We start from the raw sequence: 22,509 nt of genomic DNA, 5'->3' as shown, positions 1-22,509 counted from the left end.
AAATGTTAGTACCTAAACGTGTAAAACACCGTCGTGAATTCCGTGGAAAAATGCGCGGTGAAGCTAAAGGTGGAAAACAAGTAGACTTTGGTCAATACGGTCTTCAAGCAACTACTAGCTCATGGATTACAAACCGCCAAATCGAAGCTGCCCGTATCGCTATGACGCGTTACATGAAACGTGGTGGTAAAGTTTGGATTAAAATCTTCCCACACAAATCATACACTGCTAAAGCTATCGGTGTACGTATGGGTTCTGGTAAAGGTGCTCCTGAAGGCTGGGTAGCTCCAGTTAAACGCGGTAAGGTTATGTTTGAAGTAGCTGGCGTTTCTGAAGAAATTGCACGTGAAGCATTCCGCCTTGCTGGTCACAAATTGCCAGTTAAAGTTAAATTCGTAAAACGTGAAGCAGAATAAGGAGAAGACATGAAACTTCAAGAAATTAAAGATTTTGTAAAAGAACTTCGTGGCCTTTCTCAAGAAGAACTTGCTAAGAAAGAAAACGAATTGAAGAAAGAACTCTTCGAACTTCGTTTCCAAGCTGCTGCTGGTCAACTTGAGCAAACTGCTCGTTTGAACGAAGTGAAGAAACAAATTGCACGTATCAAAACTGTGCAATCTGAAACTAAATAATAGATTGGGAAAGGAGAATTTCAATGGAACGCAATAATCGTAAAGTTCTTGTTGGACGCGTAGTATCTGACAAAATGGACAAAACAATCACAGTTGTAGTTGAAACTAAACGTAACCACCCAGTCTATGGTAAACGTATTAACTACTCTAAAAAGTACAAAGCTCATGATGAAAACAATGTTGCTAAAGAAGGCGATATCGTTCGTATCATGGAAACTCGCCCACTTTCAGCTACAAAACGTTTCCGTCTTGTAGAAGTTGTGGAAGAGGCAGTTATCATTTAATCAACCTGAAAGGAGAAAATTGACATGATTCAAACAGAAACTCGTTTGAAAGTTGCTGACAACAGTGGCGCACGTGAAATCTTGACAATCAAAGTTCTTGGTGGTTCAGGACGTAAATTCGCGAACATCGGCGACATCATCGTTGCTTCAGTAAAACAAGCTACTCCTGGTGGTGCGGTTAAAAAAGGTGACGTTGTTAAAGCCGTTATCGTTCGTACTAAGACAGGTGCTCGTCGTGCTGATGGTTCATACATCAAATTCGATGAGAATGCAGCAGTTATCATCCGTGAAGACAAAAACCCTCGCGGAACTCGTATCTTTGGCCCAGTGGCACGTGAATTGCGTGATGGCGGTTTCATGAAAATCGTTTCATTGGCACCAGAAGTACTTTAATCAAATAGTTTTAGGAAATTTGTTACAGACTAGGCAGTTTGTTGCAGATAGTACTTGGGTACATCAAAACAAACTAACGAAGTCTGTGACGGATTTAGTAAACTAGAAAACAAACTAAGTCCCCTGGTTAAATCACTAACCAGGGTGCCCATTAGGGCGTAAGAAATCATAGGAGAAATCAAATGTTTGTAAAAAAAGGCGATAAAGTTCGCGTAATCGCTGGTAAAGACAAAGGCGTTGAAGCAGTTGTCGTAACAGCACTTCCAAAAGTAAACAAAGTTATTGTTGAAGGTGTTAACATCGTTAAGAAACACCAAAAACCAAACAGCGAAAACCCTCAAGGCGCTATCGTTGAAAAAGAAGCTCCAATCCATGTGTCAAACGTTCAAGTTCTTGACAAAAATGGTGTTGCAGGACGCGTTGGTTACAAGTTTGTAGACGGCAAAAAAGTTCGCTACAACAAAAAATCAGGCGAAGTGCTTGATTAATCACGAAGGAAAGGAGAAGTATAATGGCAAATCGTTTAAAAGAAAAATATCTTAATGAAGTAGTTCCTGCTTTGACTGAACAATTCAACTATTCTTCAGTTATGGCTGTGCCAAAAGTTGATAAGATCGTTTTGAACATGGGTGTTGGTGACGCTGTTTCTAACGCTAAAAACCTTGAGAAAGCTGCTCAAGAATTGGCTTTGATCTCAGGTCAAAAACCACTTATCACTAAAGCTAAGAAATCAATCGCCGGCTTCCGTCTTCGTGAGGGTGTTGCGATCGGTGCGAAAGTAACTCTTCGTGGCGAACGTATGTATGAATTCTTGGACAAATTGGTTACAGTTTCACTTCCGCGTGTACGTGACTTCCACGGTGTACCAACTAAGTCATTTGACGGACGTGGTAACTACACACTTGGTGTGAAAGAGCAATTGATCTTCCCAGAAATCAACTTCGACGATGTTGATAAAACTCGCGGTATGGATATCGTTATCGTTACAACTGCTAACACTGACGAAGAATCACGTGCATTGCTTACTGGCCTTGGTATGCCGTTTGCAAAATAAGAGGGAGAGAATAAATGGCTAAAAAATCAATGATCGCTAAGAACAAACGCCCAGCTAAGTTCTCTACACAAGCTTACACACGCTGTGAAAAATGTGGACGTCCACACTCAGTTTACCGCAAATTCAAATTGTGCCGTGTATGCTTCCGCGACTTGGCTTACCTTGGACAAATTCCTGGCGTAACAAAAGCTTCTTGGTAAGATAAGATGTGAGAGCGTTTAGCAACCAAGGCAAAGATAGGAGATTTGACGACGAAGTTTACTTCTAGGAAAATCTATCTTCTTTGCTAAGGTTGTAGCTCGAACTCAATTAAAACAACCCCGATACAAAGTTTGCTTGCCGATTTGAACACGGGCGAAAGCCTGTGTGAAAAAGACAAACTTTCCTAGAAACCAAAGTTTCTACGTCAAGTTTTCTATTTTCACTTTGGCTTTTTAGCGCCCTTTGTATCATGAATTAACTAGCAAGTGATTCAATCAAACTGCTAGTAAGAGGAGAAACAACAAATGGTTATGACTGACCCAATTGCAGATTTTTTGACACGTATTCGTAACGCTAACCAAGCTAAACACGAAGTGCTTGAAGTTCCTGCATCAAACATTAAAAAAGGCATTGCTACAATCCTTAAAAACGAAGGTTTTGTAAAAAACGTTGAATTCATCGAAGATGACAAACAAGGCATCATCCGTGTATTCTTGAAATACGGACCAAACGGTGAAAAAGTTATCACTAACTTGAAACGCGTTTCAAAACCAGGTCTTCGTGTTTACTCAAAACGTGAAGATATTCCAAAAGTTCTTAACGGACTTGGTATCGCAATCATCTCAACATCAGAAGGTCTTTTGACTGACAAACAAGCTCGTCAAAAGAACGTTGGTGGAGAGGTTGTCGCCTACGTTTGGTAATCTTTTAGCTTCCAATTTCGTCATGTGCCTGTGTTAGAGCGTCTTGACATACTCAAGTATGGTCTGCGTCGCTCTGCCTTGCCACATTTAGAAATTGAAACCTAAAAGGATGATACAAAAACGCGGGAGAACCAGTTTTTCGTGCGTGTTCAAATCAGACTTACTGATTATTTAGTATCATGTAACCATGCTCAATCGAACACGGGCTATTGACCGTGTTTAAATGAGCCCCCGTGAAAACTAGTCGCTTGACGGCTTGATAATTTAACAGGAGAATTAAAAAATATGTCACGTATTGGTAATAAAGTAATTACATTGCCTGCTGGTGTTGAGCTTGCTCAAAACAACGGCGTGGTAACTGTAAAAGGACCTAAAGGGGAATTGACTCGTGAATTCCCAACTGCTATTGAAATCCGTGTGGAAGGTACAGAAGTTACTCTTCACCGTCCAAACGATTCAAAAGAAATGAAGACTATTCACGGTACTAGCCGTGCTAACCTCAACAACATGGTTGTTGGTGTTTCTGAAGGCTTCAAAAAAGAACTTGAAATGCGTGGTGTCGGTTACCGTGCTCAATTGGCTGGTAACAAATTGACACTTGCTGTTGGTAAATCACATCCAGATGAAGTGGTTGCACCAGAAGGTATTACATTTGAAGTTCCAACACCAACACAAATCGTCGTGTCTGGTATCAACAAAGAAGTTGTTGGTCAAACAGCAGCTTACATCCGTAGCCTTCGCGCTCCTGAGCCATACAAAGGTAAAGGTATCCGCTATGTTGGTGAATTCGTTCGCCGTAAAGAAGGTAAAACAGGTAAATAATAGCTTGCTGAGGTGGCTTAGCCACCTGGCTGACTATTTCTCAAATTGTTTCGCAAGAAACAGAATCATACATTAAGAGGTGAATATTGTGATTTCAAAACCAGATAAAAACAAAATCCGCCAAAAACGCCACCGTCGCGTTCGCGGTAAAATCTCTGGAACTGCTGCTCGCCCACGTTTGAACATTTTCCGTTCTAATACAGGCATCTACGCTCAAGTGATTGATGACGTAGCGGGTGTAACGCTCGCAAGCGCTTCTACTCTTGATAAAGAAGTTTCAAAAGGTACTAAGACAGAACAAGCTGTTGTTGTAGGTAAACTCGTTGCTGAACGCGCGGTAGCTAAAGGTATTTCTGAAGTGGTCTTTGACCGCGGTGGATATCTCTATCACGGACGTGTGAAAGCTTTGGCTGAATCAGCTCGTGAAAACGGATTGAAATTCTAATAGGGAGGACACTAAGAAATGGCATTCAAAGATAACGCAGTTGAAATTGAAGAACGCGTAGTAGCCATCAACCGTGTTACAAAAGTTGTTAAGGGTGGACGTCGTCTTCGCTTCGCAGCTCTTGTGGTTGTTGGTGACCGTAACGGTCGCGTAGGTTTCGGTACTGGTAAAGCTCAAGAAGTACCAGAAGCTATCCGCAAAGCAGTTGAATCTGCTAAGAAAAACATGATCGAGGTACCAATGGTTGGTACAACTATTCCTCACGAAGTTCGTTCAGAATTCGGTGGAGCTCGTGTTATGTTGAAACCAGCTTCAGAAGGTTCTGGGGTTGCTGCCGGTGGTGCAACTCGTGCCGTAATCGAATTGGCTGGTATCGCTGATGTGACATCTAAGTCACTCGGTTCAAACACACCAATCAACATCGTTCGTGCAACTGTTGAAGGTTTGAAACAATTGAAACGTGCTGAAGAAGTGGCTGCACTTCGTGGCATCTCAGTTTCTGATTTAGCATAAGAAAGGAGATACTCATGGCTCAAATTAAAATTACTTTGACTAAGTCTCCAATCGGTCGCAAACCAGAGCAACGTAAAACAGTTGTTGCACTTGGACTTGGTAAATTGAACTCTTCAGTTGTTAAGGAAGATAACCCAGCTATTCTTGGAATGGTGAACGCTATCTCTCACTTGGTAACTGTTGAAGAAGTTAAGTAACTTATACTAAAGTTAACAATAAACAGACTAGGTCGCATGGAGAAATCTTTGCGACTTCTAGTCAATTTTGATAGAAGCGAGTTTGTGGGCGGCTTACTCTAACTCCCCACAGGCGCTAGCATATAAAAGAGGAGAAATATATAATGAAACTTCATGAATTGCAACCTGCAACAGGTTCACGTAAAGTCCGCAACCGTGTAGGTCGTGGTACATCATCAGGTAACGGTAAAACATCTGGCCGTGGTCAAAAAGGTCAAAAAGCTCGTAGCGGTGGCGGTGTTCGTCCTGGTTTTGAGGGTGGACAAACTCCATTGTTCCGTCGTCTTCCAAAACGTGGATTTACAAACATCAACGCTAAAGAATACGCAATCGTTAACCTTGATCAATTGAACGCTTTTGAAGATGGTGCTGAAGTAACACCAGTTGTACTTATCGAAGCTGGTATCGTTAAAGCTGAAAAATCAGGTGTTAAAATCCTTGGTAACGGCGAATTGACGAAGAAATTGACAGTGAAAGCTGCTAAATTCTCTAAATCAGCTGAAGAAGCAATCACTTCTAAAGGTGGCTCAGTAGAAGTCATCTAAGAGGTGACCGCCTATGTTTTTTAAACTTTTAACAGATGCTCTAAAAGTAAAAGCTGTTCGTAAGAAAATCTTATTTACAATTTTTATCCTTTTGGTGTTCAGGATTGGTACACATATCACCGTTCCTGGTGTCAATGCCAAAAGCTTAGAAGCATTGTCAAACGTTCCCTTCCTAAACATGATGAGTTTGGTTTCGGGTAACGCTTTGAAAAATTTCTCTGTTTTTGCACTGGGTGTCAGCCCTTATATCACGGCTTCGATTATTGTTCAACTGCTTCAGATGGACATTTTGCCGAAGTTTGTAGAGTGGGGCAAGCAGGGCGAGGTTGGTCGTCGGAAATTAAACCAGGCGACTCGCTATATTTCCTTGGTTTTGGCCTTTGTCCAATCCATGGGGATTATCGCCAGCTTTAATGCCCTATCAGGAGCACGACTGACCAATATGCCAATGACTTGGCAGACCTATCTTTTGCTGGGTTCTATCTTGGCAACCGGTTCTGTCATTGTGACTTGGTTGGGAGAACAAATTTCTGATAAGGGCTATGGTAACGGAACATCAATGATTATCTTTGCGGGAATCATTTCATCCTTGCCAGATACTTTTAGAGAAATTTATATCGACCGTTTTGTCAATATTGAGGCTAGTCGGATTACAGAATCCATCATTTATGTTGGACTTTTGATTGTACTCATCTTGTTTGTAGTCTACTTTACAACCTACATTCAACAAGCTGAATACAAGATTCCGATTCAATATACAAAACGTGCTCAAGGTGCGCCATCTAGCTCATATCTTCCCTTAAAATTGAATCCTGCAGGCGTTATCCCCGTTATCTTTGCCGGGTCTATCACTGCACTACCAAGTTCTTTGATTCAATTTTTTGCTAGTCAAAACAGAAGTGCGGGTTGGTTACTAGGTATTCAAGAGTATTTTGATTATTCCACTGTTAAAGGGATGCTGGTATATGCTGGATTGATTATCATTTTTACCTTTTTCTATACATTTGTACAGGTAAATCCTGAGAAAACGGCAGAGAGTCTTCAAAAAAGTGCGGCATATATCCACGGTGTTCGTCCAGGTAATGGAACGGAGAAGTATTTCTCTGTCCTGTTGAAACGTCTGGCGACAGTTGGTGCCTTGTTCTTGAGTTTTGTAGCCTTGTTACCAATTCTTGCTCAAAATATTTTTGGTCTTTCTTCCAATATTGCCTTCCTGGGTACTAGTTTGATTATCTTGATTATGACAAGTATCGAGGGTATCAAGCAATTGGAGGGATACCTTCTCAAGAGAAAATATGTAGGCTTTATGAACGTAACAGAATAGAATATAGGTTGACCTAGTCAACCTTCTATTTTGTTTTTAGATAAGTTTGTCAATTGTGGCAAATTTATGTGAAAACAAAATAAGGAGTTTGTCATGAATCTTTTAATTATGGGTTTGCCAGGTGCTGGTAAAGGGACTCAAGCGGCTAAGATTGTTGAAAAATTTAATGTTGCTCACATTTCTACAGGCGATATGTTCCGTGCTGCTATGGCTAATCAAACGGAAATGGGGTTACTTGCTAAATCGTATATCGACAAAGGCGACTTGGTTCCGGACGAAGTAACCAATGGTATCGTCAAAGAGCGTTTGGTGCAAGACGACATCAAGGAAAAAGGTTTCTTGCTAGATGGTTACCCACGTACGATTGAACAAGCGCATGCCTTGGATGCCAACCTAGCAGATCTAGGAATTGAACTTCAGGGTGTTATCAACATTGAAATCGATCCATCTAAATTGGTTGAGCGTCTTAGCGGTCGAATCATCCATAAAGAAACCGGTGAAACCTTCCATAAAATCTTTAACCCACCTGTTGGAGATTATAAAGAAGAAGATTTCTATCAGCGTGAAGATGATAAGCCTGAATCTGTTCAACGCCGTTTGGAGGTCAATATTGCCCAAGGTCAACCAATTATTGACCACTATCGTGCCAAAGGTTTGGTCCATGATATTGAGGGAGACCAAGACATCGAACTTGTTTTCCAAGCAATTGACACAGTCTTGTCAAATTTAAAATAATCTAATGGATTTGGCTTGCATTTTTCTTGTGAAAGTGATAAAATAGCCTAGTCTGACTTATAATTGTTACCTCTGTGTTCAGAGGGCATCAAATCGATATTTAGAGAGGGGATACTTTTGCATGGCAAAAGAAGATGTGATTGAAATTGAAGGCAAAGTAGTTGATACAATGCCAAATGCTATGTTTACTGTTGAGTTGGAAAATGGACACCAAGTCCTTGCAACTGTTTCTGGTAAAATCCGTAAGAACTACATTCGTATTTTGGTCGGAGACCGCGTAACTGTTGAGCTTAGTCCGTATGACTTGACTCGTGGACGTATCACATACCGCTTTAAATAGTCGAAATACTTGGAGGGATAAAACATGAAAGTAAGACCATCGGTCAAACCAATTTGCGAATACTGCAAAGTTATTCGTCGTAATGGTCGTGTTATGGTGATTTGCCCAGCAAACCCTAAACACAAGCAACGTCAAGGTTAAAATATAGAAAGGAGAAAACATGGCTCGTATTGCTGGAGTTGACATTCCAAATGACAAACGTGTAGTTATTTCATTGACATACGTATATGGTATCGGTCTTGCAACATCTAAAAAAATTCTTGCAGCTGCAGGCATTTCAGAAGATGTACGCGTGAAAGATTTGACATCAGATCAAGAAGATGCTATTCGTCGTGAAGTTGATGCAATCAAAGTTGAAGGTGACCTCCGTCGTGAAGTTAACTTGAACATTAAACGTTTGATGGAAATCGGTTCATACCGTGGTATCCGTCACCGTCGTGGACTTCCTGTCCGTGGACAAAACACTAAAAACAATGCCCGCACTCGTAAAGGTAAAGCTGTTGCGATCGCAGGTAAGAAAAAATAATATAGGAGGTAGAAAAATTGGCTAAACCAACACGTAAACGTCGTGTGAAAAAGAATATCGAATCTGGTATTGCACATATTCACGCTACATTTAATAACACTATTGTTATGATTACTGATGTGCATGGTAACGCTATTGCTTGGTCATCAGCTGGTGCTCTTGGTTTCAAAGGTTCTCGTAAATCTACACCATTCGCAGCTCAAATGGCTTCAGAAGCAGCTGCTAAATCTGCACAAGAACACGGTCTTAAAACAGTTGAAGTTACCGTTAAAGGCCCAGGTTCAGGTCGTGAGTCTGCTATCCGCGCTCTTGCTGCCGCTGGTCTTGAAGTAACAGCAATTCGTGATGTGACTCCTGTACCACACAATGGTGCTCGTCCTCCAAAACGTCGCCGTGTATAATCATACCAACCATACACAGCTTTTCGTTTAAGAGGGAGTAAGAAATGATTGAGTTTGAAAAACCAACAATAACAAAAATTGATGAAAATAAAGATTACGGCAGATTTGTAGTCGAACCGCTTGAACGTGGTTACGGAACAACTCTTGGTAACTCTCTTCGTCGTGTACTTCTTGCTTCACTTCCGGGTGCTGCAGTAACATCAATTAAGATTGATGGTGTACTCCACGAATTCGACACAGTTCCAGGTGTCCGTGAAGATGTTATGCAAATCATTCTTAACATCAAAGGCATTGCTGTAAAATCTTATGTCGAAGACGAAAAGAAAATTGAACTTGATGTAGTAGGTCCAGCTGCGGTAACAGCAGGTGATATTCTTACAGATAGTGATATTGAAATTGTAAATCCTGATCATTATCTCTTCACAATTGCTGAAGGTGCAACATTTAAAGCGATTTTAACTGTAAATGCAGGTCGCGGTTATGTACCAGCTGAAGGCAATAAGAAAGATGATGCACCAGTAGGTACACTTGCGGTAGATTCAATCTATACGCCAGTTACAAAAGTCAATTATCAAGTTGAGCCAGCTCGTGTTGGTAGCAACGATGGATTTGACAAATTGACACTTGAAATCAGTACAAACGGTACAATTATTCCTGAAGATGCACTTGGGCTTTCTGCTCGTATCTTGATGGAGCACTTGGGTCTCTTTACAGATTTGACTGAAGTTGCAAAATCAGCTGAAGTGATGAAAGAATCTGAAACAGCATCTGATGACCGTATGCTTGATCGTACGATCGAAGAATTGGATCTTTCTGTTCGCTCATACAACTGTCTTAAACGTGCAGGCATCAATACTGTGTTTGACTTGACAGAGAAAACTGAGCCAGAAATGATGAAAGTGCGCAATCTGGGCCGTAAGAGTCTTGAGGAAGTGAAGATTAAACTTGCTGAACTCGGTCTTGGATTGAAAAATGATAAATAAATATAGGAGGAAATCATGGCATACCGTAAACTAGGACGCACTAGCTCACAACGTAAAGCAATGTTGCGCGATTTGACAACTGACCTTTTGATCAACGAATCAATCGTTACAACTGAAGCTCGTGCTAAAGAAATCCGTAAAACAGTTGAAAAAATGATCACACTTGGTAAACGTGGTGACTTGCACGCACGTCGTCAAGCTGCTGCATTTGTTCGTAACGAAATTGCATCTGAAAACTACGATGAAGCAACTGATAAGTACACAGCTACTACAGCTCTTCAAAAATTGTTCTCAGAAATCGCACCTCGTTATGCTGAGCGCAATGGTGGATACACTCGTATCCTTAAAACTGAACCACGTCGTGGTGATGCTGCCCCAATGGCAATTATCGAACTTGTATAAGATCATCAATTTTGTTGAGTGTTATGATGATGGAAGAGAAATCTTCTTAGTCTAGCTCTGGTCTACCGCTGGGCCTGCCCCAGCGGTAACACTCATCATATTGATTTGACGCTTGTTTACGAAATTACTCTAAGCTAGAATAATTTCGTAAGCAGGCGTTTTTTAGCTCTTGTTAACTATGAATGTCGGAGAATTCTTGTGATTCAATAAGTCTGTAGTGTTAGACGCAACTGCCCAATAACGAAGTATAGTGGGCGGTTGCACTTGTCCTAAATCACTGAGCTGGATAGTCATAGTGCAGTACCTTATCCAAGAGTGTTTCTAGTGTCTCTTGGTGGATTGCTTGAAAGAATGTGAGTTCCACTTTTCCGAGATGAATTTTCATTAGAATATCGTTTCTGCCTTTCTTCTCAAAGCGACGATGGGGTGTGACGTAAAAAATCCTCCAGTTCTGTTTTCTCTAACAGTATACTGGATAATAGGGAAGCTGAAAAGATACTCCATTATTGGGCGGTTACGTTAGACTCATCTGTTTGCCCAATACGGTGACCAGTTTAAGTGATGAGGGGGAATCAAAGCTATCAGATGGCCTGGATAATGAATTTTAGGTCTATTAGTTAAGTGACACTGAGAGTGGGGTTAGTTGATGATAGGATGTTGATGAAGAATATCTATCTCTGAGTATGAACTTATTTCTCATTTTCAGGAAGCTTGAAGTTGAGAAAAATATTGAATTTTAGTGAATTTGTGATATAATAATAAATGGAGCAAGGTTCGTGCGTGAAGCGGGTCAGGGGAGGAATCCAGCAGCCCTAAGCGATGTCGAGTCTGTGCTCTTTTTGCGTACAGTCTAAAAACCCTTTGAAATCGAGCTTTCAGAGGGTTTTATCTGTCTGATTTTTAGAAATAGGGGCAATTAGATTATTCGCATCATATTCGGTCTCTCGGGCTATTGGTGAGTACAAAAAATACGGCTGGATTTCCAAACCGCATTCTCTAGATTAGTCGACATAGAGTTTTGATTTATCGCTGAGCCAGCTGTAAAGGAGACCGATAAGGAGACCACCGCCGACGTAGTTTCCAAGTCCTGAGAAGAGGAAATTCCTTAGGACACTGAGGATAGTCATGCCCTCGACTGGACCACCATTTGAGAAAAGGGCCAAGGAGAAGGTAGAGAAGTTGGCAATAACGTGCTCAAAGCCTAGGAAGGCAAAGATAAAGATGATAAAGATGAGGGAAATAACACGGCCCGCATCGTCTTTCATGCGCATAGAGATAAAGACAGCGATGTTTACTACGATGTTGGCAAAGATACCCTCGACAAACTGTGTCAGAGGTGTTTTTGCCAGTTTTGCGACAACAGCTTCAATCAGGTAACTATCATGTTCCAAATGTCCAACCTGGTAAGGAGTTGTGAAGGAGAGCATATAGGCTACAATGACTGCCCCAACAAAGTTGAAAAAGATACAAGTAGCTAGAATCTTGAGGGCTGTTTTGGTAGGGATCACTTTACGGTGGATAGCAGAGGTCATGTACATCATATTAGAAGTGCCTAGTTCAGCGTTCATATAAAGAATCATGACCAAGCACCAGCCGAACATGAGTCCGTAGCTGAATTTACCGAGGCCATCTACAATATGATTGAGCTTATCAGCTGTATAAACTGAGATAGCCAAACCAATTGCTAGGTAAACACTGGCCATAGCTGAGCGAATTGCATAGGCGAAGAAGTTGTTTTCAATCAAGTCTGCTTTTTTCTTGATACTTTTGTCAATATTGTAAATGAGCGTGTCATTTTGGGAAGCCATATAAATCTCCTTTGGCGCTTGAAAAATAGTGTAAGTAATCATATGTTTTCAGAAAGTAAACGTTTCACTTTCCAGTTAATGCTTTACTTTGTATATTATACTTGATAAAATGAAGAATATCAATAATATTTATAAATCGGAAGGAGAATTGAAATTTATGGATGCAACATGGACAGTGAAATATATCACTGAATTTCTGGCGACTGCCTTGCTTATTATTATCGGTAATGGTACAGTTGCTAACGTCGACCTCAAAGGTACCAAAGGGAACAACTCAGGTTGGATTTTGATCGCTATCGGCTACGGATTGGCTGTTATGATGCCAGCCCTTATGTTTGGTAATGTTTCTGGTAACCATATCAACCCAGCCTTCACACTTGGTTTGGCTGTTTCAGGTCTATTCCCTTGGGCACATGTGGCTCAATACATTATCGCTCAGGTATTGGGTGCAATGTTTGGTCAATTGGTCGTTGTCACCGTTTACAAACCATATTTCTTGAAAACAGAGAATTCAAACCATGTCTTGGGTTCTTTCTCTACTATCAATGCTTTGGACAATGGCAAAGCGGAAAGCCGTAAAGCAGCAACCATCAATGGTTTCTTGAATGAGTTTGTTGGGTCATTCGTCTTGTTCTTCGGTGCGCTTGCTTTGACAAAGAACTTCTTCGGTGCAGAGTTGGTTGGTAAGTTGATTGAGCAAGGCTATGATAAGACTGCTGCTGAAACAATGGTTGCGCCATATACTGCCGGTTCCATTGCAGTAGCCCATGTCGGTATCGGTTTCCTTGTTATGGCACTTGTTGCAGCGGTCGGTGGTCCAACTGGTCCTGGTCTCAACCCAGCGCGTGACCTTGGTCCTCGTATCGTTCACCACTTCTTGCCAAAATCAATTCTTGGTCAAGCCAAGGCTGATTCAAAATGGTGGTATGCATGGGTCGGCGTTGTTGCTCCAATCCTTGCGTCAATCGCTGCAGTTGCCCTGTTTAAATATTTATATTTGTAATATGAAAAAGTCTGCTCGTCAGGCTTTTCTTTTTTTTTCTTGTTGCGGTGAACTTGCAAGCTGTCTGCTCTGCTATTTTCCTAAAAACTATGCTAGAATATAGACAGAACAATCGGAAAAGAGGGCAGATTATGTCAGAAGTTATTGCATTTGGGTACGGGCATGCACGGGCGGAAATCCAGCTCAAGCGCCTCAATCGGCACGGTGTGATTGCCGGGGCGACGGGGACAGGTAAGACGGTGACGCTCAAGGTTTTGGCGGAGAAACTGAGTGAGGCGGGCATTCCTGTCTTTCTATCGGACATCAAGGGTGACCTCAATAGTTTGGTCCAGGCCAATACCAAGGAAATTGACCCAAGTCGTTTGAAGCAGACTCAGTATGCAGATTATTCGCCGAGGAGTTATACCGTTGAGCTGTGGGATGTTTTCGGTGAAAATGGGATTCCAGTACGGATGACTATTTCTGAGATGGGGCCGGTGCTTTTGACCCGTTTGCTGGGGCTCAATGATACGCAGGAATCCATTCTCAATATAGTCTTTAGTGTGGCGGATGAACGTGGTCTGCTGTTGCTGGACCTTATGGACTTGCGGGCCATGCTCAATTTTGTGGCTGAAAATGCTCAAGAGCTTAGTCAATATTACGGCAATATTCCAGCTCGTTCGGTCGGTGCCATCTTGCGGAGTTTGGTGGTCTTGGAACAGCAGAGCGGGAAACTGTTCTTCGGTGAGCCCAGCTTGGAGATTGCGGATTTGATGCGGACAACTGCTGATGGACAAGGGGTTATCAATGTCTTGCAGGCGACAGAACTTTTCAATCAGCCGACGCTTTATTCGACCGTTCTGCTCAGTCTTTTGTCGGAACTCTACGAAATTTTACCGGAAGTAGGCGACCTAGATAAGCCCAAGATGGTCTTCTTCTTTGACGAGGCCCATGTGCTCTTCAAGGATGCACCGAAGGTCTTGCTGGAGAAGATTGAGTTGATTGTTCGCCTGATTCGTTCAAAAGGTGTTGGTGTCTTTTTCGTTACGCAAAATCCGACCGATATTCCTGATAGCATCGCTAGCCAGCTGGGTAACCGTATCCAGCATGGGCTCCGCGCTTTCACACCTAAGGAACTGAAAACGGTGGCGACAGTGGCGGATACCTTCCGTCAAGAAAGAGCTGAGGACTTAGCCAAGGTCATTCAAGAATTGCAGGTCGGAGAGGCAGTTGTCTCGACCTTGCAGGCGGATGGAACACCAAGCTTTGCAGACCGGGTGATGATTTATCCGCCGAAGAGTCAGTTGGGAACAGCTGATGCGACTCTGGTCTTGTCTGCCATCAATAATTCTTCTCTGATGGACAAATATGCGGACGCGGTTGACCGAGAATCTGCCCATGAGCAAATTCTAGCGCTGACCCAAGAAAAAGAGGCGCAGTTGATCAAGCAAGCAGAGCAGGCGGAGGCGAAAAAAGCAGCAGAAAAAGCCGCCAAAGAAACAGCAAAATTGGAAGAAAAGGCTGCCAAGGAAAGAGCAAAAGCAGAGGCCAAGGCCAGCAAACCAGCTGCCAAACGTTCCGATTCGATGATGGACCGCTTTACCAAAAATCTCATGAGCCAAGTCGGCCGGGAAGTCGGGCGCGTGGTGACCAGAGGTATTATGGGCATGCTGAAAGGGAAGTAAGTCTGCTAAAACTGAGAACACACCGTCTCAGTTTTTCTTTGCTATTTCACTTGCTATTTGGCTGGAAATAGATTAAAATGATTTTATCACTAGTTAGTAAGGAGTTGGTTCTATGCCTCGTCAGATTCAGGAAATTCTCGACAACTACAAGCCTCAGCCTCTAGGTGAGAAAAGGTCTTTTGCGGTTTTTCTGCCTCTAGTCTGGTCAGATGATCAGTGGCAGGTTTTGTATGAAGTCCGATCGGAGTCTATTTCTCAACCTGGGGAGGTCTCTTTTCCTGGAGGAGGTATCGAAGAGGGGGAATCGGCTGAGACGGCGGTGGTCCGTGAGGTAGTAGAAGAACTGAATCTTGCAGAGGAATCTATAGAAATCTTAGGGGAAATTGACTATCTGGTCTTTGGCAAATCAACTATCCGCTGTTTTGTCGGTCGCTTAAACATAGACTGGAAAGAGATTGTACCCAATGAAGAGGTGGCCCGCTTGTTCACCGTGCCTCTGGCAACACTCCTTGAGCAGGACCCAATCTACTATCCCCTCTATCTTCGTCTGGATCCGGAGCAAGATTTTCCCTTCGAGCGAATTCGTGGTGGTCGGGACTATCCTTTCAAGCACCACAAACGGTCTATCCCCTTTTATGATAACCTGCCAGAAACAGTTTGGGGAATCACGGCTCAATTTACCCATTGCTTTACAGAAATCATCAGGACAAGCCAGATTGATTTAGAAATGGGAGAGTCAAGGTAAAGTTGACTAGAGCAGAGTGAAGTATAGCTCTGTTGCTCTGGATTCTCTAGGCTATCTGGAAAATGTTACCAAAAAATGCTAATGGAAACTGGACTTTGTGCCAGTTTCTTTTGGTTGCTGCAGCTGATTGTTCGTACTTGGTCTTAGATTGATCATTATCTTGTGAAAAATTTTTCTTTGAATGGGAAAAATGTTAAAAATATGGTACAATTGAAAGGTAAAAATTTTTTAAGGAGTCTAACAAATGGCTAAATTGACTGTTAAAGACGTTGAATTGAAGGGCAAAAAAGTCCTTGTCCGTGTGGACTTTAACGTTCCTTTGAAAGATGGCGTTATCACTAACGATAACCGTATTACAGCAGCTCTTCCAACTATCAAGTATATTCTTGAGCAAGGTGGACGTGCAATTCTTTTCTCTCACCTTGGTCGTGTGAAAGAAGAAGCTGACAAAGAAGGTAAATCATTGGCTCCTGTAGCAGCAGACTTAGCAGCTAAATTGGGTCAAGACGTTGCTTTCATCGCTGGTGCTACCCGTGGTGCTGAATTGGAAGCAGCAATCAACGCTTTGGAAGATGGACAAGTTCTCCTTGTTGAAAACACTCGTTTTGAAGATGTTGATGGTAAGAAAGAATCTAAAAACGACGAAGAACTTGGTAAATACTGGGCTTCACTTGGTGATGGTATCTTCGTTAACGATGCATTTGGTACTGCACACCGTGCACACGCATCAAACGTTGGTATCTCAGCAAACGTAGAAAAAGCAGTAGCTGGTTTCCTTTTGGAAAACGAAATTGCATACATCCAAGAAGCTGTTGAAACTCCAGAGCGTCCATTCGTAGCAATCCTTGGTGGTTCAAAAGTATCTGATAAGATCGGTGTTATCGAAAACCTTCTTGAAAAAGCTGATAAAGTTCTTATCGGTGGTGGTATGACTTACACATTCTACAAAGCTCAAGGTATCGAAATCGGTAACTCACTTGTAGAAGAAGACAAATTGGATGTCGCAAAAGAATTGCTTGAAAAATCAAATGGTAAATTGATCTTGCCAGTTGACTCAAAAGAAGCAAACGCATTTGCTGGTTATACTGAAGTTCGTGATACAGAAGGCGAAGCAGTTTCAGAAGGCTTCCTTGGTCTTGATATCGGTCCTAAGTCAATCGCTAAGTTTGACGAAGCCTTGACTGGTGCCAAAACAGTTGTTTGGAACGGACCTATGGGTGTATTTGAAAACCCAGACTTCCAAGCGGGTACAATCGGTGTAATGGATGCTATCGTGAAACAACCAGGCGTGAAATCAATCATCGGTGGTGGTGACTCAGCAGCAGCAGCTATCAACCTTGGCCGTGCAGACAAGTTCTCATGGATCTCTACTGGTGGTGGTGCATCAATGGAATTGCTTGAAGGTAAAGTATTGCCAGGACTTGCAGCATTGACTGAGAAATAAGCTAATCAATCAAACGACGGGTGACCGTCGTTTTTTGTTAGCTTATCTAGTCTTTGAAAAGTATTGAGTTCAGCCAATATCATCCATTTGTCACAATCTTTGCAGGCATTTGATAAACATTTTTGCTAAATCATGTTAGAATAGTAGTATGTTTAAGAGATATCGATTTGACCCCAAGAAGTTTAAGTTAGGGATGCGGACCCTTAAGTCGGGACTCGCAGTTTTCTTTGTTATATTACTGTTTCACCTCTTAAAATGGGATGGGTTCCAGATAGCAGCTCTGTCTGCGGTCTTTAGTCTGCGGGAGGATTTTGGCAAGAGTGTGCATTTTGGCTCTTCTCGTGTCCTCAGCAATTCTATCGGTGGTTTTTATGCCTTGCTCTTTTTCATCCTCAGTGATTTCTTTTCACAGAGTTTTTGGGTAACCTTGATTGCCATACCGATTTTTACCATGTTGACCATTATGACCAATGTGGCATTCAATAATACTGCCGGGGTTGTCAGTGGTGTTGCTACTCTACTAATCATTGCTTTGTCGGTACCTGCAGGGGATTCGACTATTGTCTATGCTTTGACAAGGGTTTTTGAGACATTTGTAGGAGTTTTTGTAGCAATTCTGGTTAATTATGACCTGGAAAAGCTGAAAAAGCGCTTTTTGAGATAAAATATGTCACAAAATGTGACATCACATATTGACGCCCAGAAAAATTTCCCCTATAATAGTGTGCAGAAAGGAGTTCATTATGAGAGAAAAAGAGTTCCGTCGTTCCTTAGCCATTTTTCCGATTGGTAGTGTGATGAAGTTGACTGACCTGACGGCCCGACAGATTCGCTATTATGAGGACCAGGGCTTGATTAAGCCTGAGCGTAATGAAGGAAACCGTCGCTTGTATTCTCTAAATGATATGGACTTGCTCTTGGAAATCAAGGATTTCTTGGATGAGGGTTTGAATATTGCTGCGATTAAGAAGGAATATGCTGATCGTCAGGTAAAAGAAAAAGTCAAACAGGAAACCAAGACCTTGACGGACGAGGATGTTCGCCGTATCTTGCATGATGAATTCAGTCGACAAGGACGATTTTCAAGTCCGAGTTCCATTTTTCGGTCATCTTAAAGAGCACAAATATAGAGGAGAAAGCAATGTCAATTACAGTAGCGGATATTAAACGCGATATTAAAGAGAAAAACGTTACCTTCCTACGTCTCATGTTTACAGATATTATGGGGATCATGAAGAACGTGGAAATTCCTGCAACAGATGAGCAGGTGGATAAGGTTTTGTCAAACAAGGTTATGTTTGATGGATCTTCTATCGAAGGTTTTGTTCGTATCAATGAATCAGATATGTATCTCTACCCTGACTTGAATACCTGGACTATTTTCCCTTGGGGAGATGAAAATGGTCGTGTAGCTGGTTTGATCTGTGATATTTATACAACTGATGGCAAGCCTTTTGCGGGTGACCCACGTGGAAATTTGAAGAAATCTCTTCGCCATATGGAAGAAGCAGGTTTCTCATCATTCAACCTTGGTCCAGAACCAGAGTTCTTCCTCTTTAAGATGGATGAACACGGAAACCCAACACTTGAAGTGAATGATAAGGGTGGTTATTTTGACCTTGCTCCAACAGACCTTGCTGATAATACACGTCGTGAAATCGTAAACGTTCTGACAGAAATGGGCTTTGAAGTGGAAGCGAGTCACCACGAAGTGGCAGTAGGTCAGCACGAAATCGACTTCAAATATGAGGATGTCTTAAAAGCTTGTGATAATATCCAAATCTTTAAGTTGGTTGTTAAGACCATTGCCCGTAAGCACGGGATGTATGCGACCTTTATGGCCAAACCTAAGTTTGGTATCGCAGGATCTGGTATGCACTGTAACATGTCCTTGTTTGATAAGGATGGAAACAATGCTTTCTATGATCCAGAAGATCCGAATGGTATGCAATTGTCTGAAACAGCCTACTATTTCCTTGGTGGTTTGATCAAGCATGCCTATAACTATACTGCCATTACCAACCCAACGGTTAACTCTTACAAGCGTTTGGTTCCAGGTTTCGAGGCGCCAGTTTACATTGCTTGGGCTGGTAAGAACCGCTCGCCATTGGTGCGCGTACCTGCATCTCGTGGAATGGGAACTCGCTTGGAATTGCGTTCTGTAGACCCAACTGCTAACCCTTACTTGGCTATGGCCGTTCTGTTGGAAGTTGGTTTAGAAGGAATCAAAAATAAGATTGAAGCCCCAGCTCCTGTAGAGTCAAATATTTATGCCATGTCTGATGAAGAGCGTCGTGAAGCAGGCATCACTGATCTTCCTTCAACTCTGCACAATGCCCTCAAGGCTCTCCGCAAGGACGAAGTGGTGCGTGCAGCCCTAGGTGAGCACATCTACACCAACTTCATTGAAGCTAAGAAAATCGAGTGGGCAAGCTACGCGACCTACGTTTCTAAGTGGGAAATTGATAACTACTTGGATTTATATTAAGAGGAAAGAAGCCTTCGGGTTTCTTTTTCTATCGATGGAGGTGGAAAATGATTGATGAGTTTGTAAATCAGGTGTTTGACCAGCAATTTGTAGAGGAATTTGGTCCGGAGTCTTTAGAGAAACTGTCGCCGACTGAGCTTGTATTGACCAAAGAACAGGACGGTCAGTTGGTCGGTGTCCTGCAGGCGGTGAAGACATTGGAAACTATTCATGTCAAAGCTTTGGTAGTGGCTAAAGAAGCGCAAGGTTTGGGGCTGGGTAGTCAATTGTTGTCAGAATTGGAGGAGCTGGCCAGAGAACTGGAAGTGACCAGCATTACCCTATCCACCAAATCCTACCAAGCTAAGGATTTCTACTTGAAAAATGGCTATGAACAATACGCGAGTTTAGAGGACGTTCCCCTCAAAGGTGTCACCAAATATCACTTCATAAGGAGAATAGGAATAGGAAAAGGTTGAGGTTGGGCATAAAGTCCAACCTCAACCTCATTGATTAGTAAAAACATATTGACGTAGGAGTTGATTGTTCATAAGGTTCGGGGAACCTTTTGAAGTTGGAAATAAGGGTTGCGTAGAAAGCCTCATTTCCTTCGCGTTTGACGCTCCGAACCAGTCCTAACGAATGATACGAACTCCGTTCGTTCAATTTCCAACCTCCAACAGTCACTGCTCTGACTGTTGGAGCTGTGCGGGGGCGGGAGTGAAACAGTCTGGGGATAGACTGTTTCAGCTCAACAACTGGAAATAAGGACTTGTTGACGAACTCTCTTTTCATTAGTCGAGTTCTTTCCCGCTCCCAATTTTTTCAAATAAAAAAATCGAAGAGGAATCCTGCTTCGATTTAGTTTGTTTAGTGATCGGGGGTCAGAATCATTGGAATGATGATTGGCTCCCGTTCTGTTTTTTCATAAAGGAATGGTCGCAGGGCGTTGACAATAGCGCCGTTGACCGTTTGGATATTGGCATCCTTGTTGCGCATGGCGATACGGATGGCGTTGAAGAGAACGCGCTGGCTCTCACGAATCAGGTCGCCTGATTCACGCATGTAGATGAAACCTCGGCTGAGGACATCTGGTCCAGCCAAAATCATCTTGGTCTTGAAGTCTACGGTTGCGACTGCAAGGACCACACCGTCTTCAGATAAATCACGACGATCTTTGAGGACAGCGGCTCCGATTTCACCGATACGGTTTCCGTCAACGTAGATATCTTGGGCGTTGAATTGACCGGCCATGCGGGCTCTGTCCTTGGTCAGAGCCAGGACATCTCCGTTTTCCATGATGAAGATGTTATCCTTAGGAACTCCAGTATCAACAGCTAGACTGGCATGGATTTTTTGCATGCGGTATTCACCATGCACAGGCATGAAGAATTTTGGCTTAATCAAGCGGAGCATGAGTTTTTGTTCCTGCTGGCCACCGTGTCCGGAGGTATGGATGTTGTTAATCTTACCGTGGATGACATCGACACCAGCCTCAATCAAGATATTGATGAGCTTGTTGACACCTGTGGTATTTCCCGGAATCGGCGAAGATGAGAAGATAACCGTATCGCCTGGCTGGAGTTGGACCTGACGGTGGGTACCGTGGGCAATCCGCGAGAGGGCCGCCATTGGCTCTCCTTGACTACCTGTACAGAGAATCATTATCTCGTTGGCAGGGTATTCCTTGATTTCATTTGGCTCGATAAAGGTATCTTTCGGCACCTTGATGTAGCCCAGCTCAATACCGTTGACAATAGCTTTTTCCATGGAGCGGCCAAAGACAGCAATCTTACGACCGGTCTTGACAGCAGCATCTGCAGCCTGCTGGAGGCGGAAGATGTTGGAGGCAAAGGATGCGAAGATAATACGCCCGTGGATGCCTTCAATCAGCTTCATGATGGACTGACCGACCACTTTTTCAGAGTTGGTAAAGGTCGGAACTTCAGCGTTAGTCGAGTCAGAGAGGAGGCAGAGAACGCCTTCTTCTCCCAGGGCTGCCATACGGTGCAAATCAGCTGGCTCACCAACTGGGGTAAAGTCAAACTTGAAGTCACCGGTACAGACGATTTTTCCTTGCGGTGTATCGACCACAACACCCAGGGGTTCTGGAATGGAGTGGGTGGTGCGGAAGAAGCTGACCTTGAGGTGTTTAAAAGTCAATTCTGTATTGTGGTTAATTTCAAACAGTTTGGCATCACGAAGGAGACCGTGCTCTTCTAATTTGCCACGAATAAGGGCTAGGGCTAGGGGACCTGCGTAGATAGGGACATTGGCTTGTTTGAGTAGGAAAGGAATCCCCCCGATGTGGTCCTCGTGCCCGTGGGTAATGACCAAGCCTTTGACGCGGTCGATATTTTCAACAATATAGGAGTAGTCTGGGATAACGTAGTCGATACCCAATAGGTCATCTTCGGGGAACTTGATACCGGCATCAACGATGAGGATGTCGTCCTGGTACTCGATACCGTAGGTGTTCTTCCCGATTTCTCCCAAACCACCGATGGCGAAGACGCCAACTTCATGAGGTTTTAGATTGACTGATGACATAGATTAGAACTCCGTAAGTTTGAAATCTGCGTGCTCTTTCTCGTATTCGAGATGCTTGTCAGATAGGAGGTCGACAAATTCGACGTTGTAGGCTGGGAACTTGTTTTCAACCAATTCCTTGACCTTGATACGACCTTGCAATTCGTCAGCAGCATCTACTTGAACATAGAGAACTTGGGTCTGCTCACGGCGTGGGCTGACTTTGGTTTCTTGGTAAAATACTTTAAAAATCATGTGTAGTGTAGTTTCCTTTCTCCTTTTGACTGTGTCTATGAAAAAGATACAAAT

Annotated in this window: 32 protein-coding genes and 1 other RNA gene; 30 read left to right on the top strand and 3 right to left on the bottom strand. The window is 42.8% G+C overall.

Going from position 1 to position 22,509, the window contains the following annotated elements; all coding sequences use genetic code 11:
- The first annotated feature begins 2 nt into the window (after positions 1-2).
- The 22 genes from rplP (at position 3) to ffs (ending at position 11,387) form a co-directional block, all read left to right on the top strand.
- Entirely contained in the window at positions 3-416 is a 414-nt protein-coding gene (gene rplP / locus ACVC7T_RS04535; protein WP_002936660.1) for a 50S ribosomal protein L16, read from the top strand.
- A gap of 9 nt (positions 417-425) precedes the next feature.
- Positions 426-632: a 50S ribosomal protein L29 gene (rpmC, locus tag ACVC7T_RS04530; protein ID WP_002936659.1), complete on the top strand. Its 207-nt coding sequence runs from the start codon at positions 426-428 to the stop codon at positions 630-632.
- 23 nt (positions 633-655) lie between these two features.
- On the top strand, positions 656-916 hold the full coding sequence (gene rpsQ, locus ACVC7T_RS04525) for a 30S ribosomal protein S17 (RefSeq protein WP_000440801.1): 261 nt from the start codon (positions 656-658) through the stop codon (positions 914-916).
- Between the two features lie 24 nt (positions 917-940).
- Entirely contained in the window at positions 941-1,309 is a 369-nt protein-coding gene (gene rplN, locus ACVC7T_RS04520; protein ID WP_002936658.1) for a 50S ribosomal protein L14, read from the top strand.
- 182 nt (positions 1,310-1,491) lie between these two features.
- Positions 1,492-1,797, top strand: a complete 306-nt coding sequence (gene rplX, locus ACVC7T_RS04515; protein WP_002936656.1) for a 50S ribosomal protein L24 — start codon at positions 1,492-1,494, stop codon at positions 1,795-1,797.
- 23 nt (positions 1,798-1,820) lie between these two features.
- Positions 1,821-2,363 (top strand): 50S ribosomal protein L5, encoded by a 543-nt coding sequence (rplE, locus tag ACVC7T_RS04510; RefSeq protein WP_002936653.1) that lies wholly within the window; start codon positions 1,821-1,823, stop codon positions 2,361-2,363.
- Positions 2,364-2,377: 14 nt separating this feature from the next.
- A complete protein-coding gene (locus ACVC7T_RS04505; RefSeq protein WP_002936651.1) occupies positions 2,378-2,563 on the top strand; it encodes a type Z 30S ribosomal protein S14 in 186 nt (61 codons plus the stop codon).
- A gap of 306 nt (positions 2,564-2,869) precedes the next feature.
- Positions 2,870-3,268 carry a 30S ribosomal protein S8 gene (gene rpsH / locus ACVC7T_RS04500; RefSeq protein WP_024532337.1) on the top strand — a complete coding sequence of 133 codons (399 nt, stop codon included), beginning with the start codon at positions 2,870-2,872 and terminating at the stop codon, positions 3,266-3,268.
- Positions 3,269-3,553: 285 nt separating this feature from the next.
- On the top strand, positions 3,554-4,090 hold the full coding sequence (gene rplF / locus ACVC7T_RS04495) for a 50S ribosomal protein L6 (RefSeq protein ID WP_002936644.1): 537 nt from the start codon (positions 3,554-3,556) through the stop codon (positions 4,088-4,090).
- An 88-nt stretch (positions 4,091-4,178) separates the two neighbouring features.
- Positions 4,179-4,535, top strand: a complete 357-nt coding sequence (gene rplR, locus ACVC7T_RS04490; RefSeq protein ID WP_002936641.1) for a 50S ribosomal protein L18 — start codon at positions 4,179-4,181, stop codon at positions 4,533-4,535.
- Positions 4,536-4,553: 18 nt separating this feature from the next.
- Complete coding sequence (gene rpsE, locus ACVC7T_RS04485; protein ID WP_105111775.1) at positions 4,554-5,048, top strand: 30S ribosomal protein S5; 495 nt, start codon at positions 4,554-4,556, stop codon at positions 5,046-5,048.
- Between the two features lie 14 nt (positions 5,049-5,062).
- The gene (rpmD, locus tag ACVC7T_RS04480) at positions 5,063-5,245 is read left to right on the top strand and encodes a 50S ribosomal protein L30 (RefSeq protein WP_002936638.1); all 183 of its coding nucleotides are present in this window, start codon (positions 5,063-5,065) and stop codon (positions 5,243-5,245) included.
- Between the two features lie 143 nt (positions 5,246-5,388).
- A complete protein-coding gene (rplO, locus tag ACVC7T_RS04475; RefSeq protein ID WP_105107796.1) occupies positions 5,389-5,829 on the top strand; it encodes a 50S ribosomal protein L15 in 441 nt (146 codons plus the stop codon).
- A 13-nt stretch (positions 5,830-5,842) separates the two neighbouring features.
- Positions 5,843-7,153 (top strand): preprotein translocase subunit SecY, encoded by a 1,311-nt coding sequence (secY, locus tag ACVC7T_RS04470; RefSeq protein ID WP_105122396.1) that lies wholly within the window; start codon positions 5,843-5,845, stop codon positions 7,151-7,153.
- 93 nt (positions 7,154-7,246) lie between these two features.
- Positions 7,247-7,888, top strand: a complete 642-nt coding sequence (locus ACVC7T_RS04465) for an adenylate kinase (protein ID WP_105122395.1) — start codon at positions 7,247-7,249, stop codon at positions 7,886-7,888.
- Positions 7,889-8,009: 121 nt separating this feature from the next.
- Positions 8,010-8,228 (top strand): translation initiation factor IF-1, encoded by a 219-nt coding sequence (infA, locus tag ACVC7T_RS04460; protein ID WP_002936627.1) that lies wholly within the window; start codon positions 8,010-8,012, stop codon positions 8,226-8,228.
- 24 nt (positions 8,229-8,252) lie between these two features.
- Entirely contained in the window at positions 8,253-8,369 is a 117-nt protein-coding gene (gene rpmJ, locus ACVC7T_RS04455; RefSeq protein ID WP_001808836.1) for a 50S ribosomal protein L36, read from the top strand.
- A 19-nt stretch (positions 8,370-8,388) separates the two neighbouring features.
- Positions 8,389-8,754, top strand: coding sequence for a 30S ribosomal protein S13 (rpsM, locus tag ACVC7T_RS04450; RefSeq protein WP_002936622.1), 366 nt, complete (start codon positions 8,389-8,391; stop codon positions 8,752-8,754).
- A gap of 17 nt (positions 8,755-8,771) precedes the next feature.
- Positions 8,772-9,155: a 30S ribosomal protein S11 gene (gene rpsK / locus ACVC7T_RS04445; protein WP_004195509.1), complete on the top strand. Its 384-nt coding sequence runs from the start codon at positions 8,772-8,774 to the stop codon at positions 9,153-9,155.
- A gap of 44 nt (positions 9,156-9,199) precedes the next feature.
- Complete coding sequence (locus ACVC7T_RS04440; protein ID WP_105111778.1) at positions 9,200-10,138, top strand: DNA-directed RNA polymerase subunit alpha; 939 nt, start codon at positions 9,200-9,202, stop codon at positions 10,136-10,138.
- A gap of 15 nt (positions 10,139-10,153) precedes the next feature.
- Positions 10,154-10,540: a 50S ribosomal protein L17 gene (gene rplQ, locus ACVC7T_RS04435; RefSeq protein WP_024532345.1), complete on the top strand. Its 387-nt coding sequence runs from the start codon at positions 10,154-10,156 to the stop codon at positions 10,538-10,540.
- Positions 10,541-11,297: 757 nt separating this feature from the next.
- An RNA gene (ffs, locus tag ACVC7T_RS04430) (signal recognition particle sRNA small type) lies at positions 11,298-11,387 on the top strand.
- A gap of 154 nt (positions 11,388-11,541) precedes the next feature.
- On the opposite strand, the gene ACVC7T_RS04425 is transcribed toward ffs, so the two are convergent.
- Positions 11,542-12,348: a formate/nitrite transporter family protein gene (locus tag ACVC7T_RS04425; RefSeq protein WP_105111132.1), complete on the bottom strand. Its 807-nt coding sequence runs from the start codon at positions 12,346-12,348 to the stop codon at positions 11,542-11,544.
- A gap of 157 nt (positions 12,349-12,505) precedes the next feature.
- Between ACVC7T_RS04425 and gla the strand changes: the two genes are divergently transcribed.
- From gla to ACVC7T_RS04385, 8 genes are all read left to right on the top strand, one after another.
- Positions 12,506-13,351, top strand: coding sequence for an aquaglyceroporin Gla (gene gla, locus ACVC7T_RS04420; RefSeq protein WP_105111131.1), 846 nt, complete (start codon positions 12,506-12,508; stop codon positions 13,349-13,351).
- 131 nt (positions 13,352-13,482) lie between these two features.
- Positions 13,483-15,015 carry a helicase HerA-like domain-containing protein gene (locus tag ACVC7T_RS04415; protein WP_105160180.1) on the top strand — a complete coding sequence of 511 codons (1,533 nt, stop codon included), beginning with the start codon at positions 13,483-13,485 and terminating at the stop codon, positions 15,013-15,015.
- Positions 15,016-15,127: 112 nt separating this feature from the next.
- Positions 15,128-15,760 carry an NUDIX hydrolase gene (locus ACVC7T_RS04410; RefSeq protein WP_105122151.1) on the top strand — a complete coding sequence of 211 codons (633 nt, stop codon included), beginning with the start codon at positions 15,128-15,130 and terminating at the stop codon, positions 15,758-15,760.
- A 244-nt stretch (positions 15,761-16,004) separates the two neighbouring features.
- Positions 16,005-17,204: a phosphoglycerate kinase gene (locus ACVC7T_RS04405; protein ID WP_029186866.1), complete on the top strand. Its 1,200-nt coding sequence runs from the start codon at positions 16,005-16,007 to the stop codon at positions 17,202-17,204.
- Positions 17,205-17,352: 148 nt separating this feature from the next.
- Positions 17,353-17,868, top strand: coding sequence for an FUSC family protein (locus ACVC7T_RS04400; RefSeq protein WP_105160182.1), 516 nt, complete (start codon positions 17,353-17,355; stop codon positions 17,866-17,868).
- A 79-nt stretch (positions 17,869-17,947) separates the two neighbouring features.
- A complete protein-coding gene (locus ACVC7T_RS04395) occupies positions 17,948-18,319 on the top strand; it encodes a MerR family transcriptional regulator (RefSeq protein ID WP_105160183.1) in 372 nt (123 codons plus the stop codon).
- A gap of 26 nt (positions 18,320-18,345) precedes the next feature.
- Positions 18,346-19,692, top strand: coding sequence for a type I glutamate--ammonia ligase (glnA, locus tag ACVC7T_RS04390; RefSeq protein ID WP_105111125.1), 1,347 nt, complete (start codon positions 18,346-18,348; stop codon positions 19,690-19,692).
- A gap of 47 nt (positions 19,693-19,739) precedes the next feature.
- A complete protein-coding gene (locus tag ACVC7T_RS04385) occupies positions 19,740-20,150 on the top strand; it encodes a GNAT family N-acetyltransferase (RefSeq protein ID WP_447262553.1) in 411 nt (136 codons plus the stop codon).
- A 391-nt stretch (positions 20,151-20,541) separates the two neighbouring features.
- Here the strand turns inward: ACVC7T_RS04385 and rnjA are convergent, their stop codons facing one another.
- Both rnjA and ACVC7T_RS04375 read right to left on the bottom strand, forming a co-directional pair.
- Complete coding sequence (gene rnjA, locus ACVC7T_RS04380) at positions 20,542-22,221, bottom strand: ribonuclease J1 (RefSeq protein ID WP_105111123.1); 1,680 nt, start codon at positions 22,219-22,221, stop codon at positions 20,542-20,544.
- Positions 22,222-22,224: 3 nt separating this feature from the next.
- Positions 22,225-22,455: a DNA-dependent RNA polymerase subunit epsilon gene (locus ACVC7T_RS04375; RefSeq protein ID WP_105111122.1), complete on the bottom strand. Its 231-nt coding sequence runs from the start codon at positions 22,453-22,455 to the stop codon at positions 22,225-22,227.
- Positions 22,456-22,509 lie beyond the last annotated feature (54 nt).

The sequence above is a fragment of the Streptococcus sp. P25B114 genome (assembly GCF_053010325.1).
This window is presented reverse-complemented; position numbering and strand designations above follow the sequence as displayed.

Excerpts from the sequence above, each read along its gene's own strand:
- ACVC7T_RS04415 (WP_105160180.1), top strand. The coding sequence starts at position 13,483 with ATGTCAGAAGTTATTGCATTTGGGTACGGGCATGCACGGGCGGAAATC.
- ACVC7T_RS04465 (WP_105122395.1), top strand. The coding sequence starts at position 7,247 with ATGAATCTTTTAATTATGGGTTTGCCAGGTGCTGGTAAAGGGACTCAA.
- infA (WP_002936627.1), top strand. The coding sequence starts at position 8,010 with ATGGCAAAAGAAGATGTGATTGAAATTGAAGGCAAAGTAGTTGATACA.
- rpmD (WP_002936638.1), top strand. The coding sequence starts at position 5,063 with ATGGCTCAAATTAAAATTACTTTGACTAAGTCTCCAATCGGTCGCAAA.
- rpmJ (WP_001808836.1), top strand. The coding sequence starts at position 8,253 with ATGAAAGTAAGACCATCGGTCAAACCAATTTGCGAATACTGCAAAGTT.
- ACVC7T_RS04405 (WP_029186866.1), top strand. The coding sequence starts at position 16,005 with ATGGCTAAATTGACTGTTAAAGACGTTGAATTGAAGGGCAAAAAAGTC.
- rplO (WP_105107796.1), top strand. The coding sequence starts at position 5,389 with ATGAAACTTCATGAATTGCAACCTGCAACAGGTTCACGTAAAGTCCGC.
- rpsE (WP_105111775.1), top strand. The coding sequence starts at position 4,554 with ATGGCATTCAAAGATAACGCAGTTGAAATTGAAGAACGCGTAGTAGCC.
- ACVC7T_RS04395 (WP_105160183.1), top strand. The coding sequence starts at position 17,948 with ATGAGAGAAAAAGAGTTCCGTCGTTCCTTAGCCATTTTTCCGATTGGT.
- glnA (WP_105111125.1), top strand. The coding sequence starts at position 18,346 with ATGTCAATTACAGTAGCGGATATTAAACGCGATATTAAAGAGAAAAAC.
- rpsH (WP_024532337.1), top strand. The coding sequence starts at position 2,870 with ATGGTTATGACTGACCCAATTGCAGATTTTTTGACACGTATTCGTAAC.
- ACVC7T_RS04385 (WP_447262553.1), top strand. The coding sequence starts at position 19,740 with ATGATTGATGAGTTTGTAAATCAGGTGTTTGACCAGCAATTTGTAGAG.
- rplE (WP_002936653.1), top strand. The coding sequence starts at position 1,821 with ATGGCAAATCGTTTAAAAGAAAAATATCTTAATGAAGTAGTTCCTGCT.
- rpmC (WP_002936659.1), top strand. The coding sequence starts at position 426 with ATGAAACTTCAAGAAATTAAAGATTTTGTAAAAGAACTTCGTGGCCTT.
- ACVC7T_RS04440 (WP_105111778.1), top strand. The coding sequence starts at position 9,200 with ATGATTGAGTTTGAAAAACCAACAATAACAAAAATTGATGAAAATAAA.
- rpsQ (WP_000440801.1), top strand. The coding sequence starts at position 656 with ATGGAACGCAATAATCGTAAAGTTCTTGTTGGACGCGTAGTATCTGAC.
- ACVC7T_RS04505 (WP_002936651.1), top strand. The coding sequence starts at position 2,378 with ATGGCTAAAAAATCAATGATCGCTAAGAACAAACGCCCAGCTAAGTTC.
- ACVC7T_RS04375 (WP_105111122.1), bottom strand. The coding sequence starts at position 22,455 with ATGATTTTTAAAGTATTTTACCAAGAAACCAAAGTCAGCCCACGCCGT.
- rplF (WP_002936644.1), top strand. The coding sequence starts at position 3,554 with ATGTCACGTATTGGTAATAAAGTAATTACATTGCCTGCTGGTGTTGAG.
- rnjA (WP_105111123.1), bottom strand. The coding sequence starts at position 22,221 with ATGTCATCAGTCAATCTAAAACCTCATGAAGTTGGCGTCTTCGCCATC.
- ACVC7T_RS04410 (WP_105122151.1), top strand. The coding sequence starts at position 15,128 with ATGCCTCGTCAGATTCAGGAAATTCTCGACAACTACAAGCCTCAGCCT.
- rplQ (WP_024532345.1), top strand. The coding sequence starts at position 10,154 with ATGGCATACCGTAAACTAGGACGCACTAGCTCACAACGTAAAGCAATG.
- rplN (WP_002936658.1), top strand. The coding sequence starts at position 941 with ATGATTCAAACAGAAACTCGTTTGAAAGTTGCTGACAACAGTGGCGCA.
- rplX (WP_002936656.1), top strand. The coding sequence starts at position 1,492 with ATGTTTGTAAAAAAAGGCGATAAAGTTCGCGTAATCGCTGGTAAAGAC.
- gla (WP_105111131.1), top strand. The coding sequence starts at position 12,506 with ATGGATGCAACATGGACAGTGAAATATATCACTGAATTTCTGGCGACT.
- rplP (WP_002936660.1), top strand. The coding sequence starts at position 3 with ATGTTAGTACCTAAACGTGTAAAACACCGTCGTGAATTCCGTGGAAAA.
- ACVC7T_RS04425 (WP_105111132.1), bottom strand. The coding sequence starts at position 12,348 with ATGGCTTCCCAAAATGACACGCTCATTTACAATATTGACAAAAGTATC.
- ACVC7T_RS04400 (WP_105160182.1), top strand. The coding sequence starts at position 17,353 with ATGTTTAAGAGATATCGATTTGACCCCAAGAAGTTTAAGTTAGGGATG.
- rpsM (WP_002936622.1), top strand. The coding sequence starts at position 8,389 with ATGGCTCGTATTGCTGGAGTTGACATTCCAAATGACAAACGTGTAGTT.
- secY (WP_105122396.1), top strand. The coding sequence starts at position 5,843 with ATGTTTTTTAAACTTTTAACAGATGCTCTAAAAGTAAAAGCTGTTCGT.